The organism is Pseudomonas sp. JAI111, assembly GCF_024809425.1.
Classification (GTDB): Bacteria; Pseudomonadota; Gammaproteobacteria; order Pseudomonadales; family Pseudomonadaceae; genus Aquipseudomonas.
The window spans coordinates 45,555-63,197 of sequence record NZ_JANUCB010000013.1 but is presented as its reverse complement, the minus strand read 5'-3'; the positions used below and the strand labels follow the sequence as shown (position 1 = coordinate 63,197).

At 57.3% G+C, this 17,643-nt stretch carries 16 protein-coding genes; 10 read left to right on the top strand and 6 right to left on the bottom strand.

From position 1 onward, the window contains the following. Positions 1–117 precede the first annotated feature (117 nt). Entirely contained in the window at positions 118–2,478 is a 2,361-nt protein-coding gene (locus HNR03_RS29100; RefSeq protein ID WP_259157534.1) for a DNA polymerase II, read from the top strand. On the opposite strand, the gene HNR03_RS29095 is transcribed toward HNR03_RS29100, so the two are convergent. The 3 genes from HNR03_RS29095 to HNR03_RS29085 form a co-directional block, all read right to left on the bottom strand. Then, a complete protein-coding gene (locus tag HNR03_RS29095) occupies positions 2,443–2,913 on the bottom strand; it encodes a DUF1810 domain-containing protein (RefSeq protein WP_222587731.1) in 471 nt (156 codons plus the stop codon). The two genes, HNR03_RS29100 and HNR03_RS29095, sit on opposite strands and share 36 nt — an antisense overlap. Before the next feature lie 30 nt (positions 2,914–2,943). Beyond that, positions 2,944–3,765 carry an aldo/keto reductase gene (locus HNR03_RS29090; RefSeq protein WP_259157533.1) on the bottom strand — a complete coding sequence of 274 codons (822 nt, stop codon included), beginning with the start codon at positions 3,763–3,765 and terminating at the stop codon, positions 2,944–2,946. 186 nt (positions 3,766–3,951) lie between these two features. Further along, positions 3,952–5,100 (bottom strand): aldose epimerase family protein, encoded by a 1,149-nt coding sequence (locus tag HNR03_RS29085; protein WP_259157532.1) that lies wholly within the window; start codon positions 5,098–5,100, stop codon positions 3,952–3,954. Positions 5,101–5,352: 252 nt separating this feature from the next. Here HNR03_RS29085 and HNR03_RS29080 point away from each other — a divergent pair, with 252 nt between their 5' ends. The 5 genes from HNR03_RS29080 (at position 5,353) to HNR03_RS29060 (ending at position 11,558) form a co-directional block, all read left to right on the top strand. Then, positions 5,353–6,102, top strand: coding sequence for a hypothetical protein (locus HNR03_RS29080; protein WP_259157531.1), 750 nt, complete (start codon positions 5,353–5,355; stop codon positions 6,100–6,102). A 258-nt stretch (positions 6,103–6,360) separates the two neighbouring features. Beyond that, positions 6,361–7,146: a sulfite exporter TauE/SafE family protein gene (locus tag HNR03_RS29075; protein ID WP_090186000.1), complete on the top strand. Its 786-nt coding sequence runs from the start codon at positions 6,361–6,363 to the stop codon at positions 7,144–7,146. A gap of 183 nt (positions 7,147–7,329) precedes the next feature. Continuing rightward, positions 7,330–9,060, top strand: coding sequence for a PAS domain S-box protein (locus tag HNR03_RS29070; RefSeq protein ID WP_259157530.1), 1,731 nt, complete (start codon positions 7,330–7,332; stop codon positions 9,058–9,060). After that, positions 9,045–9,434, top strand: coding sequence for a response regulator (locus HNR03_RS29065; protein ID WP_222587725.1), 390 nt, complete (start codon positions 9,045–9,047; stop codon positions 9,432–9,434). Before HNR03_RS29070 ends, HNR03_RS29065 begins: the two co-directional genes overlap by 16 nt. 9 nt (positions 9,435–9,443) lie before the next feature. Next, positions 9,444–11,558 carry a bifunctional diguanylate cyclase/phosphodiesterase gene (locus HNR03_RS29060; RefSeq protein ID WP_259157529.1) on the top strand — a complete coding sequence of 705 codons (2,115 nt, stop codon included), beginning with the start codon at positions 9,444–9,446 and terminating at the stop codon, positions 11,556–11,558. A gap of 41 nt (positions 11,559–11,599) precedes the next feature. On the opposite strand, the gene HNR03_RS29055 is transcribed toward HNR03_RS29060, so the two are convergent. Then, complete coding sequence (locus tag HNR03_RS29055; RefSeq protein ID WP_259157528.1) at positions 11,600–13,135, bottom strand: sensor domain-containing diguanylate cyclase; 1,536 nt, start codon at positions 13,133–13,135, stop codon at positions 11,600–11,602. Between the two features lie 145 nt (positions 13,136–13,280). Continuing rightward, entirely contained in the window at positions 13,281–13,649 is a 369-nt protein-coding gene (locus HNR03_RS29050; RefSeq protein ID WP_259157527.1) for a VOC family protein, read from the bottom strand. A gap of 180 nt (positions 13,650–13,829) precedes the next feature. Here HNR03_RS29050 and HNR03_RS29045 point away from each other — a divergent pair, with 180 nt between their 5' ends. The 4 genes from HNR03_RS29045 (at position 13,830) to HNR03_RS29030 (ending at position 16,301) form a co-directional block, all read left to right on the top strand. Beyond that, entirely contained in the window at positions 13,830–14,393 is a 564-nt protein-coding gene (locus HNR03_RS29045; protein ID WP_259157526.1) for a DUF4174 domain-containing protein, read from the top strand. Positions 14,394–15,003: 610 nt separating this feature from the next. After that, positions 15,004–15,381 carry a DUF6124 family protein gene (locus HNR03_RS29040; protein ID WP_259157525.1) on the top strand — a complete coding sequence of 126 codons (378 nt, stop codon included), beginning with the start codon at positions 15,004–15,006 and terminating at the stop codon, positions 15,379–15,381. 14 nt (positions 15,382–15,395) lie between these two features. Next, positions 15,396–15,659 (top strand): hypothetical protein, encoded by a 264-nt coding sequence (locus HNR03_RS29035; protein WP_222587718.1) that lies wholly within the window; start codon positions 15,396–15,398, stop codon positions 15,657–15,659. A gap of 264 nt (positions 15,660–15,923) precedes the next feature. Further along, complete coding sequence (locus HNR03_RS29030; protein ID WP_259157524.1) at positions 15,924–16,301, top strand: DUF6124 family protein; 378 nt, start codon at positions 15,924–15,926, stop codon at positions 16,299–16,301. Between the two features lie 80 nt (positions 16,302–16,381). On the opposite strand, the gene ampC is transcribed toward HNR03_RS29030, so the two are convergent. Beyond that, the gene (gene ampC, locus HNR03_RS29025) at positions 16,382–17,548 is read right to left on the bottom strand and encodes a class C beta-lactamase (RefSeq protein WP_259157523.1); all 1,167 of its coding nucleotides are present in this window, start codon (positions 17,546–17,548) and stop codon (positions 16,382–16,384) included. Between the last annotated feature and the right edge of the window lie 95 nt (positions 17,549–17,643).

Here is a 17,643-nt window from a genome sequence, read left to right as displayed (position 1 = left end):
CATCCATGGGCTGGACTCAATCCTGTGTTAGCGGACCTGCATCCGCCTCGCAGAGAAGGCTATCAACCGCAATGACGCGTAGAATCGCCTCCTGAATCAAATCTTGAGGTTGCAGTGGTGGATTTACAGCAGGGCTTCGTCCTGACCCGGCATTGGCGCGATACACCGGCCGGTACGCAAGTGGAGTTCTGGCTGGCGACCGATGCCGGCCCCCGGCGAATTCGCCTGCCTCACCAGCCGTCGGTAGCGTTCATTCCGGCGGTCCAGCGCGAGCAGGCTGAAACGGTGTTGCGCGGCGAAAAAAATGTCGAGCTGAAGCCGCTGGCCCTTCTGGATTTCGAGCACCGCCCGGTGCTCGGCCTGTATTGCCAGCAGCACGGTCAGTTGATGCGCCTGGAAACCGCGTTGCGCAAAGCAGGCGTCGAGATGTTCGAAGCCGACGTGCGGCCACCGGAACGCTACATGATGGAGCGTTTCATCACGGCGCCTGTGCTGTTCGGTGGCACGCCAGACGCCGAGGGCCTGCTGCTCGACGCACAAATGAAACCCGATCCCGGCTACAGACCGACTCTCAGGCTGGTGTCCCTCGACATCGAAACCACCGCCCAGGGCGAGTTGTATTCCATCGCCCTGGAAGGCTGCGGCGAGCGTCAGGTCTACATGCTCGGTCCGCCCAATGGCGACGACAGCGAGGTGGATTTCCAGCTTGAATACTGCGACTCGCGAACCCTGCTGCTGAAAAAACTCAACGAATGGTTCGCCCGCCATGATCCCGACGCGATCATCGGCTGGAACGTCGTGCAGTTCGACTTGCGCGTGTTGCACCAACACGCCCGGCAGTTGGGCGTACCGCTGAAACTGGGGCGTGGCGGTGAAGAAATGCAATGGCGCGAACACGGCAGTCGCAACCATTACTTCGCCGCTGCCGCCGGACGGTTGATCATCGACGGCATCGAATCGCTGCGTTCGGCGACCTGGAGCTTCCCCTCGTTCAGTCTGGAAAACGTCGCGCAAACCCTGCTTGGCGAGGGCAAGGCGATCAGCACGCCGTACCAGCGGATGGACGAAATCAACCGCATGTTCGCCGAGGACAAGCCGGCCCTGGCCAAGTACAACCTCAAGGACTGCGAACTGGTGACGCGGATTTTCGCCAAGACCGAATTGCTGACCTTTCTGCTGGAGCGTGCCAGCGTCACCGGTTTGCCGGCCGATCGCAGCGGTGGCTCAGTCGCTGCGTTCACTCATTTATACATGCCGCTGATGCACCGTCAGGGCTTCGTCGCGCCCAACCTCGGGACCAAGCCCGCGCAGGCCAGCCCCGGCGGATTCGTCATGGACTCGCAACCGGGCCTGTATGAATCGGTGCTGGTGCTCGACTACAAAAGCCTCTATCCGTCGATCATCCGCACTTTCCTGATCGACCCGGTGGGGCTGATCGAAGGCTTGCAGCACCCTGACGACAGCGAGTCCGTGCCGGGCTTTCGCGGCGCGCGATTTTCCAGAACCCGGCATTGCCTGCCCGCCATCGTCGCGCGGGTAGCCGAAGGTCGCGAGACCGCCAAACGCGAGCACAACGCGCCACTGTCGCAAGCCTTGAAAATCATCATGAACGCCTTCTACGGCGTGCTCGGCTCCAGCGGTTGCCGTTTCTTCGACACGCGACTGGCGTCGTCCATCACCTTGCGCGGTCACGAGATCATGCTGCGCACCCGCCAGTTGATCGAAGCCCAGGGCCACACGGTGATCTACGGCGACACCGACTCGACGTTCGTCTGGCTGCGTCGTGCCCACGGCCAGGAAGAGGCCGCGCAGATCGGCCGTGCGCTGGTGGACCATGTCAACCAATGGTGGCGCGAGCATGTGCAGCAGGAATACGGGCTGCAAAGCGCCCTGGAGTTGCAATTCGAGACTCATTACACGCGCTTTTTGATGCCGACCATTCGTGGAGCCGAGGAGGGCAGCAAGAAGCGTTACGCCGGGCTGGTCATCCGTGCCGATGGCACTGACGAAATGGTCTACAAGGGCCTGGAAACCGTACGTACCGACTGGTCACCGCTGGCCCGGCAGTTCCAGCAGGAGTTGTACTCGCGGATTTTCCATCGCCAGCCTTATCAGGATTACGTGCGCGATTATGTGCGCAAGACCCTGTCCGGCGAATTTGACGACCGCCTGATCTACCGCAAACGCCTGCGCCGCACCCTCGATGACTATGAGCGCAATGTACCGCCCCACGTCCGTGCGGCGCGCATCGCCGACGACTACAACGACCGGCAGGGTCGTCCACGGCAATACCAGAACGGCGGCTGGATCAACTACGTGATCACCGTTGCCGGGCCCGAACCGCTGGAGATCCGCAGTGCCCCGATTGACTACGACCATTACGTCACCCGCCAACTGCAACCGGTGGCGGATGCGATCCTGCCCTTTGTCGACGACGACTTCTCAACCCTGGTGGGTGGGCAAATGGGCCTGTTTTAGGTCCAGTAGCGACACCGTCCAGGCATCCGGTACTCCATGAAAGTACTGATCCAGCGCCTGATGGAACACGCTGCCCTTGGGTGAAAACTGGGCAAACAGCGTCATCGAGGAATGGAATTTCAGGTTGTCGGGATGACCGAAAATCTCGGTGATCGAGCGATTTTTAATGTTCAGGACCAATTGTGTACAGGTTCGCAGGCGCGTTCCCAGCTGTGGGTGTTCAAGGTAGGCAAGCGCCTCTTCGCGAGAGCGGATCGCGAAATGCCGAGACATCTCGCTGCCGCCCAGTCCGGCTAACTGCGGGAAGATGAACCACATCCAGTGACGACGTTTTTGACCGTTGCGCAGTTCCTCCTGGACCCGTTCAAACACGGGGTCCTGAGCCTGGACGAACCGTGGCAAATTAAAAGCATCGAGCTGATCGGTGCTTCTCATGCAGAAGTCCTCTGACAACACCGCGATGGCTTAGACCATGGCCAATCGCTGTTTGCGTTTTGGCGCGTGAAACGCTTGGTCCAGCGCCTTCAAATCCTCATCGTCGAGCCGCAGTTGCGCGGCCTGCGCATTCAGTTGCACATGTTCGGTTTTGACCGCTTTGGGGATGGCGATCACATCAGGCGTTCGCAGTATCCATGCCAGTGCAACCTGGGCGGTGCTCACACCGTGACGGGCGGCAATCTGTTTGAGCGCCGGATGGGCCAGCAGTTGTCCGCCCTGGCCGATAGGACAGTACGCCATCACGGGTTGATGATGCTGGTGGCACCAGGGCAGCAGATCAAATTCGATACCGCGCTCTTCCAGGTTGTAGAGCACTTGATTGGTCGCGCAGGCGGGTGAGGCCAGCTCTTGAAGGTCATCCACGTCGAAATTGGACACTCCCCAACGACCGATCTTGCCTTCTTCACGCAGGCGTTCGAAGGCTTCGACGGTTTCCTCAAGCGGATACTGGCCGCGCCAGTGCAGCAGGTACAGATCGATATAGTCGGTATTCAAACGTCGCAAGCTGCGTTCGCAGGCCTGGGGGATGCCTTTGCGGCTGGCGTTGTGCGGGTAGACCTTGCTGACCAGGAAGACCTTGTCGCGCATTCCCTCGATGGCTTCACCCACGACTTTTTCCGCACCACCTTCGGCGTACATTTCAGCGGTGTCGATCAGGGTCATGCCCAACTCGATGCCCAGGCGCAAAGCGGCGACCTCCCTGGTGTGTTGCGAGGGATCTTCTCCCATGTGCCAAGTGCCTTGGCCGATGACCGGTACGTTGACGCCGGCCAATTCGAGGGTACGCATGAAAATCTCCTTATTTTGAATCGAAGCATACTCTTTGATTGGCAGCAAAATTGCCCGGTGGTTCCGCTCCTGAAATCAAAAGATCGCAGCCTCGTTGTACTCGACACGCCCTACAGAGTGCGCAAAACCCTGTAGGAACTGTCGAGTGCAACGAGGCTGCGATCTCTTGTTGTTTATTTGGCCGAGTTATTTGACCGAAAACTTCAGCACGGTGTTTTGGGTATAGGCCTTGCCCGGGTCGAGTCGTGTGGACGGGAAGTTCGGCTGGTTCGGCGAGTCCGGGTAATGCTGGGTCTCCAGGGTAAACGCGCCCCAATGCGCATAGACCTTGTCGGCCTTGCCCTTGACCGTACCGTCGAGGAAGTTGCTGGTGTAGAACTGCACGCCCGGCTCCGTGGTGTAAAGCTGCAAGCGCCGGCCCGATTGCGGATCGCTGACATCGGCGGCGAGTTGGCTGACGTCGCCCTTGGCGTCCAGCGCCCAGTTGAAATCGAAACCACCCTGTTTCGGTTCGGCGAATTTCAACTGCGGGTGATCAGCCTTGATGTTTTTGCCAATGGCGGTTGGCTGGGTGAAGTCCATCGGCGTGCCACTGACCGGAGCCAGTTCGCCGGTGGGAATCAGCTTGCCGTCGACCGGTGTGTAATGAGCCGCATGCAGCGTCACGAGTTGTTTGAGTACATCACCGTTGCCGGCACCGGCGAGGTTGAAGTAGCTGTGGTTCGTCAGGTTCAGCACCGTCGGTTTATCGGTCGAAGCTTTGTAATCGATGCGCAGCTCATTGTTCTCGGTGAGGCTGTAAGTGACCTCGGTTTTGAGGGTGCCGGGGAAACCCATTTCTCCGTCGGCCGACACATAGGTCAGGGTCACACCCACGGAATCCTTGCTTTTGCTCGGTTGGGCTTTCCACACATGCTTGTCGAAACCCTGCGGGCCGCCGTGCAGCGAGTTTGGGCCATCGTTGAGTGGCACCTGATAGCGCTTGCCGTCCAGTTCGAAAGCCCCGTTGGCCAGGCGATTGCCAAAGCGGCCGATGGTCGCGCCAAAGTACGCCGTACCGCCCTGATAGCCCTGAACGTCATCGAAGCCCAGTACCACATCGTCGAACTTGCCGTTTTTATCCGGCACCTTCAACGACTGCAAAATCCCGCCGTAGGTAATCACCGTGGCCTGCATGCCGTGGCTGTTGCGCAAAATGTATTGCTCGACGGGGCTGCCGTCACGGGTCTTGCCGAAGGCTTTGTGTTCGCTGGACAGGCCGGCGGCCTGGGTGGAGAGGGTGGCGATCATAAGGGACAGTCCGAGGCCGCAGAGTTGGTATCGGGATTTCAACATGTTTGACCTTCCTTTTTGTTATTTTTGGCAAAGTAGTAATACTAATGTTCGGTTTTCACTGCCGAGCAAGGAAGGATTTATAGCTGATATGTGTGATGTTGCAATTATAAAGTATGACTAATTAGCTGGGGCTTCTTGCGGCAACCAACGTTTACGGACCATCGGCACCGCACTTTTTGCGCATTGACGGCTCTATCCATGGCCAGCCTGCGGCGATTCCCACCGCCGGCCAATGTCCAAGTCAAAGTGCCCATGGCCTCAGTTTTTGCGCTTTTTACCTCGCTGATCTGCCGTCACTGCCTGTTGCTGGTGGGGCTGTCGATGCTCTGCGCCACCGGTTGCAGCCAGCAGCAGGGCAGCGACATCGTCACTCAGTTTCGCGAAGGCACGCCCCAGGAGTTTCTTCAGACCAGTGTCGACCGCATGGCGACCCTGACCATGCGCGACAACCTCGACAGCCTCTATTTGCTGATGAGCAAGTTGTATTTGCGCAACCCTGATGAGTTGAAAAAGTCCGGCTTTCTCGATGCCCGAACGGCTGGCAAGCAAGTGCGCCTGGCCATTGAACAGCAGCAGCCATTGCCAACCCTGGGCGGCAAGAAAGACCTGGCGGCGCTGAGTTATGCCATGAGCCCGGAGTTTCTCGGTGATCGGGTCGGCGCATTCATCTACGCCATCGGCAGCATGCTGGTCACCGCTCATGGCAATCGTGTCGAGTTCTACATGACCGATGCGATCAACCCGATGTTCGTCAATAACGCCGCACGCAATATCGAGAAAGCCACCTGGATCCTGAGCCATCGACAAAACAAAAACGGCGAACCCGTGCTGTTTTCCAATGAGATTTCCGAAGAGGGCAGCAACCTGAGTTTTGCCGTGGAGTTCGGCAAGATCGTCGCGCGGCTGGACCTGCTGACGCAGATGCTGGACGAGCGCTATCGACGGATCGGCCTGAATTACGCCCAGAGTTTGCTGTTTTTGAATTTCTTGCCGGTGCAGTAGATCAATCCCACCGCACTAACTGACACAACAGATTCCCTTGTGGGAGCGGGCTTGCTCGCGAATGCGGTCGAACACTCAACAAAAATGTTGGCTGGCAGTCCGCTTTCGCGAGCAAGCCCGCTCCCACAGGGAATTGAGTAGTGCACATGACACATGGTGTGTTGTGGAATAACGATAGTCCGCATCGATATAACTGGTTATAAGAAAAATCGCTATGCTGCGGGCCAGATTTTTCATGCGTTTTTTGTGGGCGTGTTAATGGATTTCGTTAACTTCGGGTTGGTAGTTGCAGGATTGGTCGTGGGCTTTATCGTCGGCATGACCGGCGTGGGCGGCGGTTCGTTGATGACCCCGATTCTGCTGTGGTTCGGGATCAACCCGGCGACAGCGGTGGGCACTGACCTGCTCTACGCGGCGATTACCAAATCCAGCGGCGTGCTGGTTCATCGCAAGAACAACAACATCGACTGGGCGATTACTGGCTGGCTGACGCTGGGCAGTGTGCCGGCGGTTGCGCTGACCCTGTGGTTCCTGAGCCAATTGCAAACATCGCCCGAGGCGATGAACGCGGTCATCAAACAGGCGCTGGGCTTTGTGCTGTTTGCCACGGCGCTGGCAATTCTCTTCAAGAAACGCCTGCTCGACTTCGCCCACAAACGTGCCGGCGGCCACTACAACCCCAGCGGTAAGCGCCTCAATGCGCTGACGGTCGTGACCGGCCTGGTCCTGGGCACCATGGTCGCGCTGACCTCCATCGGCGCCGGCGCCCTGGGCACCGTTGCATTGTTCATCCTCTACCCGCTGCTGCCGACCCGCCGTCTCGTCGGAACGGAGATCGCTCACGCCGTGCCGTTGACCCTGGTCGCCGGTCTGGGCCATGCCAGCATGGGCAATATGGATTGGCACGTGCTGGGCTTCTTGTTGCTCGGTTCGCTGCCGGGGATTTATATCGGTAGTCACCTGACGGGTCGGATCTCCGATGAAATACTGCGCCCTTGCCTGGCCACGATGCTGTTGCTGATCGGCTACAAACTGGCGTTCTAGGATGTCCCCCATCAGCAAATCCTGATGGTCTGAAAGTCTAACGAAAGCTTCCCGGCTTACCCTCACTGCAGAGCCTCTGCTATCGTGTAAAAACCTCTGGTCGCTCATTCGAGCGATTCCCGTAAGCACGCTTTACGGCACCGTCATCACGGTCAGGTTCGCGAGTTAACGGGAAACGAATCATTGGACACGCCGCCAGTAGACCATCCGCCCACCGAGCCTCTGTCTCGCGCTGAGAAGATCGTCGAGTTTCGCCGCCAGAAAACCTTGCTCAAGACCGGCGCCCTTCAAGACGCGATCTTCAACAGTGCCTACTTTTCCAGTATCGCCACCGACGAAAAAGGCGTTATCCAGATCTTCAATGTCGGCGCCGAACGCATGCTCGGTTATCAGTCTGAAGACGTGGTCAACCGGATCACGCCGGCCGATATCTCCGACCCTGCCGAATTGATCACCCGCGCAGCGGCCCTGAGCCTTGAACTGAAGACACCAATCACGCCCGGCTTCGAAGCGCTGGTATTCAAGGCCTCCCGCGGCATCGAAGATATTTATGAGTTGACCTACATTCGCAAGGACGGCAGCCGCCTCTCGGCGATGGTGTCGGTCACCTCGTTGCGCGACAGCTCGGAAACCATCATCGGTTACTTGCTGATCGGCACCGATAACACCGCGCGCAAGCAGGAAGAAGCGGCCCAGGCCCTGTTGGATCAGCGTTTGCGCGATCAGCAGTTTTATACGCGCTCGTTGATCGAGTCGAACATCGATGCCCTGATGATGACGGATCCGCAGGGCATCATTTCCGACGTCAACAAACAAATGATGGCGCTCACCGGCCGTACCCGGGACGAGTTGATTGGTGCGCCCTGCAAAAACTTTTTCACCGATCCGGCTCGCGCCGATGCGGCAATCAAACGCGTGCTCAGTGAAAACAAGGTCAGCGATTACGAACTCACAGTGCGCGCTTACAACGGCACCGAAACCGTTGTGTCCTATAACGCGGCGACCTTTCACGACCGTGACCGCAAGCTGCAAGGCGTGTTCGCGGCTGCCCGGGATGTGACTGAGCGCAAGCGCTTCGAGCGTACGCTGGAAGAAAAGAATATCGAGCTCGAACATGCCAGCCACATGAAGTCCGAGTTCCTCGCCACCATGTCCCATGAACTGCGCACGCCGTTGAACGCCGTCATCGGCTTTTCCGAAGCGCTCAGGGACGGCATGGTCGGTGACATGACCGAGACCCAGCGCGAATACATCAGCGACATTTTCAACAGCGGCCAACACTTGCTATCGCTGATCAATGACATCCTCGACCTGTCCAAGGTCGAAGCCGGGATGATGAAACTGGAGCTGGAGCCCGTCGAGCTGCAAGGTTTGCTGAGCAACAGCTTGCTGATCGTGCGTGAGAAAGCCGCACTGCAACGCATCCAGTTGAAACTCGAAGCCGAGACCGAGTTCGGCAGCTTTGAACTTGATTTGCGCAAGACCAAACAGATCATCTACAACCTGCTGGCCAATGCCGTGAAATTCAGTGCGCCTGGAGGCGTGGTGACATTGGCGGTGCGCCAGGTGACGCGTGAACATGTAGGGACGCTTGAAGGCGATTGGCCCGTGCATGGTTTCCCGATCCCGGACAGCGGCTTCGAGCTGTTTCTGGAGTTGAGTGTCAGCGACACCGGCATCGGTATCGCCCAGACCAATATGGACAAGTTGTTCAAGGCATTCAGCCAAATCGACAGCAGTCTGGCACGTAAATTCGAGGGCACAGGCCTGGGGCTGGCGATGGTCAAGCAATTGACCGAGCTCCATGGCGGCAGTGTCGCGGTTGCCAGTCTTGAAGGAGCAGGCGCCCGATTTGTGGCGTGGCTGCCTATCCGTCGTTCAATCAATGTGGAGGCGCCGTGGCTGAAATCCTGATCGTCGAAGACAACGCCGCCAACATGCGCCTGGCCCGGCTGCTGCTCACCAGTGCCGGCCACAGCGTCATATGCGCGGCGGATGCAGAAACCGGTCTGAAGCTGGCACGCGAGCTTCAGCCGTCGCTGATTCTCATGGACATCCAGCTACCGGGAATTGATGGCCTCAAGGCCACTTCATTGCTCAAGAGCGATGCGCTGACAGCGGCGATTCCGGTGATTGCGCTCACCGCGATGGCCATGAAGGAAGATGAAGAAAAAACCCGTCTGGCGGGGTGTAACGCTTACATCATCAAACCTCTGCGCTACAAAGAGCTCTACCGGGTCATCGACACGTTGCTGCAAAACAATCTGCCTCAACAGCCCTCTACTTGAGCTTTCTACATGTCGGACACTTGCGCTACTTTATTGATCGTTGACGATGAACCCCATGTCTGCAAATTGTTGCAGGTGCTATTGCAGCATCAGGGGTACCAGACGTTAACAGCCCACTCAGGTGAAGAGGCTCTTGTGGCGGTCGCGCAACAACCGCCGGACTTGATCCTGCTCGATATCATGATGCCGGGCATGGACGGTTTCGAAGTTGCCCGCCAGCTCAAGACGAACAAGGCCACGTCGAACATCCCGATCATCATGCTGTCCGCTCTCGGTGAGCACAGTGCGCGTATTTCCGGCCTGGAAGCGGGCGCCGAAGATTTCCTCTGTAAACCCGTGGAAAGTGCCGAGTTGTGGCTACGGGTGCGCAACCTCTTGAGGCTCAAGGCCTTTGGCGATTACCTGAAAAACCACAGCCTGATGCTGGAAGAGCAACTGCAACAGCGCACCATCGACCTTGAACGTTTTCGTTCGGCCATGGACGTGTCGGGTGATGCTATTTTCCTGATCAACCGCAGCACCATGCGTCTGATCGAGTTCAACCGACATGCCTGTCAAGTGTTTGGCTACACCCCCGAAGAGCTCTTGTGCAAGACACCGGCCGATCTCAGCGAAGACTCCATCGAACAGCTGGAGGTTTTGTATGATCAGATCATCGCCGGCAGAGGGCCCAGCGAAGCCACGGAAACGCGTATCCGCTGCAAGGACGGCAGTTTCCTTCCGGTAGAAGTCCACCGCCAGGCCTACAAAACCGGGGATGACTGGATCATCGTCGGCATTGCGCGTGACATCACTGCGCGTAAGGAAACCGATCAGCGCATGCTGAAAATGGCCCATTACGATACGTTGACCGGACTGCCCAATCGCAACCTGTTTTTCACCACTTTGCAGATGGGACTTACCCAAGCGTCGCTCAGTCATTGGCAGCTGGCGGTGGTGACCGTCGACCTCGACGATTTCAGTAGCGTGAACGAAACCTGGGGCCACCTGTTGGGTGATCAAATGCTGGCGGAGCTGGGTCAGCGACTGACCAACTGCCTTAATGTCAGCGACACAGTGGGGCGCATGGACGGTGACGAATTTGCCCTGATCCTGATGATTCGCGAGGGCCAGGCAGATCCCCTGCAAACTGTCGAGCGCATACGCGAGACGCTGCGCGAGCCTTTTCTGCTTGATGGCCATTCGACTGCGATGACCGCCAGTATCGGCATCGCCCTGTACCCAAATGATGGCGACGACGCACACGGCTTGATCAAGCACGCGAACACCGCCATGCACCAGGCGAAGAAGGTCGGCCGGGACACTTTTCGTTTCTACACGGCGCAAATGAATGTGGATGCATCGGCGCGGCAAGAGATGGAAATCGCCTTGCGTGAGGCCGTGCAACAGCAGGCATTTGAGCTGTTTTACCAACCCAAGATTGGCTTGGCCGACGGCCAGGTGTGCGGGCTGGAGGCCTTGTTGCGCTGGCCGCGTCCGGGGCAGGCCAATGTCTCTCCGGCGGTGTTCGTGCCGATGCTGGAAAACCTCGGGCTGATTAGCGAGGTCGGCAATTGGGTGATTACCCATGTGTGCCAGCAAATCGCCGAATGGCGAAGCGCAGGGAAGGGGCCTTTTCAGATCGCGGTCAACGTCTCAGGTCAGCAGATCATCGAAGGTGATCTGATCGACAGCATCCGCCAAGCGCTGATCGACCATCAGATCGATCCGCACTGGCTTGAAATCGAGCTCACAGAAAGTTCGTTGATGGAAAACACCTCGCACACCATCGCCAGTTTGCAGACCCTGCAAAAACTGGGGGTGAAGGTTTCGATCGACGATTTTGGCACCGGTTATTCGAGCCTTGCCTACCTGCGACGATTCCCGATCGACAAACTGAAGATCGACATCGCCTTCATCCGTGAAGTGACCAGTAACCCCCAGGACGCCGCTATTGCCAGGACGATCATTGAGTTGGCGCACAGTCTCAACCTGCAAGTGATCGCCGAAGGGGTGGAGACCCCTGAGCAACTGGCATTCCTGCGCGCGAACGGTTGCGATCAGGTGCAAGGCTATCTATTCAGCCGGCCACTGCCGATCAAGGAGCTGGAGGATTTTCTGCGCGAGCGGCAGGGTTTTACTTGAGCAGTCGTCTTTCCAAAGAACACAACCCGACATCCAGCCTGTTACGAATCGGCAAGCTGGACTTGATCACGACCACTTGATTTAGCGCTGTACATAGCGCTGTCCGCACGCCGAACGAAGGCGTCAAATGATTCCGATGGAATCCACGTCGCAACGCCGAAGCTACAGGTCACCTGTCCTGTCTCATCAAATGGGAGGGTGCTTATCAGAGCTCGAAGCTTCTCTGCCAGCAGTCTTGTATCGTCCAGCTCGCTATCCGGGCAGATCAATGCAAACTCTTCCCCGCCCGTTCGGCATAGCAGGTCGGTTTTGCGTGTTGACGAACGTATTCGTGTGCACAACGACTTCAGAACGTTATCACCACACTGATGCCCCCAGCGGTCGTTGATGTACTTGAAGTGATCAATGTCGAACATGATCAACGACACAGGCTGGTATCGCACGTTAGCCTCGGTGAGCAGGCGCTCCATCAATTCTTCGAAGTATCGGCGGTTATAAACCCCGGTCAGGTGGTCGGTAATGTTCAGTAAACGCAAATCTTGGGTGCGCTCATCAACAAGCGAGAGTGCGCGTGCACGTTGCGTGATCAGCAAGTAAACCAACAAGGTCATCAGCAGCGTCAACCCTGCTCCGAACACGACAATCATGCTGATATACAGTGGGTGGCTGTTGGCGACCAGAAATGTTGAGCTTGGCCGAAACTGCAGCAAGTAATTTTGGTCAGCTACTTTCAGCAGCCGCTGCGCATAGAGCCTTGAAGGGGTCGCTGGCTCCAGGCTCTGATAAATATTTGTCCCCTGATGCTGCTTGTCGGTCAATGAAAGCGTCACGTTCAATCGTTGCAGGCTTGGTAATGGAATGCCTTGCTCCATCAACGCAGCCAAGCGCACGGTGGAGACTACGAACCCCTGCAAACCGTCATCGTTCAATGGCGCCTCGGAGGACTCGTGGAATACGGGGGCGACAAAGAAAACCCCCGCCTGCCCATTGGTCATTTTCAACGGTTCCGACACGACTATTTGATGTGTTTCTCGTGCCTTGCTCATCAAGGCTTGGCGACCCGGGCGAGCCAGAACATCCATGCCAGGTACGATCTTCACGTCATCGCGCTTCATTAGGTAGAGCAATATCCAGTGTTCCGGCCGACTCGCGAGGGGGACTATTTCGCCGGTCACGGGATTGATTTCATGATATGAAAAGTCACTGGTGCCGTTGAGGAGTGCCTTGGCGCGAAACGTTTGTAAATCCTTTTCGAGAACTCTCGGCACCCAGCTATAGGCTTCGTTCTCTCCAACCAATGGCGTGACGAATCCCAGAAATTCCTTTTCAGTGATATCGTCGGCGTTGATAAAAAAACGCCTTACAACGTCCAGTTTCAAGACCTGAGTATTAAAACGTCGTTGAAGGCGACTGAATCGTTCGTCGACCTCCAGTTGGAACGCAACGCTAACGGTGCGCTGCTCTGACCCAACGAAAAGAATCAATACCAAGGCCGTGACGGCCACTCCCGCCAGGCATACCAGAGCGCAAAGCGTCACGTCCGATGCCTTGAGGGCGTACTGACGAGAAGACATCATTTTGTGTTCCTTGCTCATCGCCCAAAACAACGTACAGGCACCTGAAGTTATTTTGAATTATCGGCACGCCTCCCGATTTCTTTATAAGCCAGGTGCTGGAAGTCATCCTGCCCTCTTCGAGTCTTTCGGGGGGCCTTCAGCCGCATCACTCGCGGGTGAAAATCTCCAGCAGATGCCCGTCCGGGTCATCGAAATACACCCGTCTCCCACCGCCGTAGTCATTGATTTCGTTTGGGCGCTGTTTGCCGGGATCCGCCCACCAGGTTTGCTTGCGCGCTTGCAGGCGTGCGAACGCCGCATCGAAATCCTCGTCGCCGATCAAAAAAGCGTAGTGTTGGGACGCGATCGGCGGGTCGTTGTTGTAGAAATCCAGCGACACGCCATTGTCGAGCTTGACGATCAGCATCGGGCCGAACGGTTGCGCTCGGGGCAGCCCAAGCATTTCTGTCAGATAGTTTGCGGATGTCTGTTTGTCACGACACCAGACGATGGTGTGGTTCAACTGAGCGCTCATGGCGTGGTCCTCACGGCGGTTCAGACGGGCCTTCTTGAACCATGAGATTAGCCCAGCCTGTTGCGCAATGACCGGCCTGACCTAAGCTTGGGTCAAGGCGAAACATAATTGCGTTGCGTCACCCGGAACGATCACCGCGATGCGCGATCATTAGAGCGTGGATATCAAAAGGAGATGCGCATGCTCATCAGGTCTTTGGTCCTGACTACACTGCTGGCTTTTGCCGGCCCCTTGCTCGCCGCCGATGATGGCTCACCTTTGGACATCGAAAAGGGCAGGGCCCGGCCACTGATTGTCATTGCTCCCAGCACAGTCGACCCAGTCTGGGTGGGACTGAAAAAGGCGCTCAACGATCCGGCCAACAAGGACGGTGTCGCCCAGCGCAACATCAGGGTGTACACGGTGTTGAACATGTTCGGCCAGGTCGATGGCAAGGATCTCGGCCAACAGGACACCATGGCCCTGATCCGCTCGCTGAAGCTCGGTGCGGGGGCGCTGCCCAAAGTCATCCTGGTGGGCAAGGACGGCGAGAAGAAGTTCGAGAGCTCCGGGGAAGACTCGAAATCAGTCGATCTGAAGAAGATCTTCGACACCATCGACGCGCTGCCGCCAGCCGAGAAAGAGGCGGTAGCCCCGCCGGTCGCTACGCCTGTTGCAGCCGAACCGGCGGCCAAAGGCGCCAAAGGCGCGAAACCGGGGAAACCGGGCAAACCCGCCAAGCCGCCTGAAATGCCGGATGATTGAACACAATGGCGTCCGGCTTGAGCCGGACGCCTTGCTGAGCGCGTCCACACCGTTGTCGCATTCGCCGACAATCTCACGGCCTTCACTGGCCCAGAATCATCCCGATCGCCACGCGTGCTACCGCGTGATCATCGACCAACAGCACTTTCAGAAGTCAGCCCTCAAACCCTGATTCAGCATAGTCCCGTCGCTGAAAAACGGTTCAAGGGCAGATGCGCGAAGGGGTGTGCGAAAAAGGGCGAAGCTACCAAATCGCCGGCGTCCTAGGACGCTATGTATCGGCCTTCGCAGGCTTCGGAGATTTCCTGCAAGACGTGTCGTACTTCATGAACTGGTGCGTAGCGGACCCTGCCGATAACCTTCGTCGGCCGCTGCAAAATCAGCGGTCGGATGTGGAAGTCCGGTGATTACCGAGAGCGCGTGTGAACCTGCAAACACATGTTGGCGTTTTTTTATGCCAACATTGTTGCTTATGGCGGCTATGCGCAGGAGCACTCTTGAGTGCACTGGGTTTCTCTTGGTATCCCGGACTTCCACACCTGCGTACAGCTGCCACCCTCATGTGGAAGTGAGATCGGCAGTTTTTCTTAATTACCGAGGGTCTTCGCACATGAAAAAAACAAGTCCCAATCCCCCCGAATCCCCAGCGGATTCTGATCCACTCGACCCCATCCACCTGTCCGAAGCTACAGAACGTAAGGTCAGCGCCCGTTTACGTAACCCCAGGCGCGTCGATCCTGTCAGCCACATCTTTGCGGTGAATTCCGGCGTCGACACACCAACCCTGCTGAGCCACGCCTGCGAAACCCTGGCTTCCCTGAACGTCCTGATTACCGATCTGGCCTGTAAGCTGGAAGGCTCGAACCGAAACGTGGCGCTGTCGATTCAGCAGTTGGCGGTCATCGCCGAATTGCTGGTGAATCAAGCGCTGGACAATGTTGATCCGCCTGAAGGTGAGCCTGTCATTCAGCCGCCGGTTCAGCATTGAGGGGGGGATTCAGTATGGCCAGATATATGCCGATTACGGGCATTGATTGCTCCATTGCGTCGTTGCTGATCGACACGGACGCTCCGGTAGATGTTTTGCATGACACCGCGGCGTATCGCATTCGCAGCGTGACTCAACTGCTGGAAACCCTATCCGTCGGAGAGGGCGTCGGCCGTGATGCATTGCTATTGCAGGACTTCGCGCGGGTGTTGGCGATTCCGCTGCGTGACGGTTGTGATTTGATGGATGTGATCGGACGACGATTGCAGCCCCAGTAACGACAATGGGCGATCTCAAGGGATCGCCCATTTTTTTTGCACGGCGGGTGACTACAAAAAACCGAGTGTTGCGCGCATGGACGTATTGGTTTCATTGGTCTCGGAAATTTCCTGCAAGTCCTGTCGGAATGCGTGAACTGGATTCTGTCAGAACGCGCCGTTAGCCTTCGTCAGCCACCGCACCCATCGCGGTCGGACGTGGGAGTCCGCAACACTGAGGGATCCAGGGACGAAAACACCAATGGCCAGAAAGGAGCCTCGTCTATGAAGAAGTTCGGCAAAAATGATGCGCAACGCCCCAACGACGTCAGTCACCTCAAGCTCGTCCGGCTTGGCGAAACGAGCGGGCGCGACACCAACATTCGTGTGCGCAAGCCAAGGCGTTCCGTCCCGATCAACCAGATTCTCACGATTGCCCCTGGCGTCGACACGCTCACGCTCTTGCATCAGGCCAGCGAAACGCTCGCTTCGCTGAATGCCGTGCTTGCGAATTTTGCCCACAAGCTGGACGGCTCGAACCGGGCAATGTTGGGGGCGATTCAGCAGTTGGCGGGGATAGCGCAGTTGTTGGTGAATCAGGCGCGGGACAATCTAGATCCGGGAAACGATACGCCTGACGATCATTTGCCGACCCGGCATTGAGCTGACGTCGTTACAAACAATGGGCGACCTTAAAGGGTCGCCCATTTTTATTGTCCGAAAATCGAGCGGTGCGCGTTTGATTACTCAGTGAGGGCACTGATTATTTTGTGCGCCAACCGGATGCGCTCCGGGTTCGGGTAATTCTTGTTCGCCAGAATCACGATACCGATGTCTTTCGACGGCACGAACGCGACATAAGCACCGAAACCACCCGTAGAGCCGGTCTTGTTGAACCATGCCGTGTCTGGCGCAGGTTGCGGCGGGTTCAGCCACTGGACCTTATGTGCCTGCATCGCCATTTCTGTCGAGTTGCCAGTGAGCAAAGTGTCGAGGCTGGCCGGATAGGAGTAGAACTCCCAACCCAAGCCCTGAGTCATCTCGCCCACGGTGTAGTAACCGCTGTGAGTGAGGGCGATTGCCTGCTGCAACGGTTTTTCCAGCGTCGCCGGTTTCAGGTTTGCTTCGACATAACGAAGCAAATCCGCAGCGCTGGTTTTCACCCCATACGCCTGCGAATCCAGCGCACCCGGGCTGACCCGCACCGGTTTGTCATCCTTGCTGTAACCCTGGGCATAAAGCCCCATTTGATCTTGCGGCACGTTGAGGAAGGTGTGCTTGAGCCCCAGTTGCGGCAGCAAGGTTTTTTCCATCAATTCATCGTACGGCTTGCCCATGCCTTTGGCCGCCAGATAACCGGACAGCCCAAGGCTGGGGTTCGAATACAGGCGGTGGGTGCCCGGGGCATAAACAGGTTTCCATTGTTTGAAGTAGGCGAGCATTTTGTCTGGATGATCGGCCTCGTCAGGGAACTGCAGCGGCAGTCCTCCGGCCGTATAAGTACTGAGTTGCAACACGTTGATGGTGTCGAACGCGCTGCCGCGCAATTCGGGCCAGACCTGGCTGGCCCGGTCAGCCAAGGACAGTTTGCCGCTGACCTGGGCGTAGGCAACCAGTGTGGTGGCGAAGGTTTTGCTCACCGAGCCGATTTCGAACAACGTGTCTTTGCTGACCGGTTTACCGTCCTCTTTGGAGGCCACGCCGTAGTTAAAGTAATGCTGCTGGCCGTTCTGGGTAATCGCGATCGAAACCCCGGGGATATTCTGCTGCTGCATGACCGGCCCGATGGCCGCTTTCACCAAGGCATCGAGTTGAGCGTCGGACTGAGTCGCGGCGATACAGTGGCTGGCCCCCAGCAATAGCGTGAGAACGCTGCAGGACGCGAGTCTTGGTCGATTGATTTTGAGCATGATGTGAACCACTCTCCATGAGTTGTCATGACGTTAACCGCTGCACTGCAAACGGTTTTGCAACACCGTACCGTTAACGGGCGGGCCAAATCTAG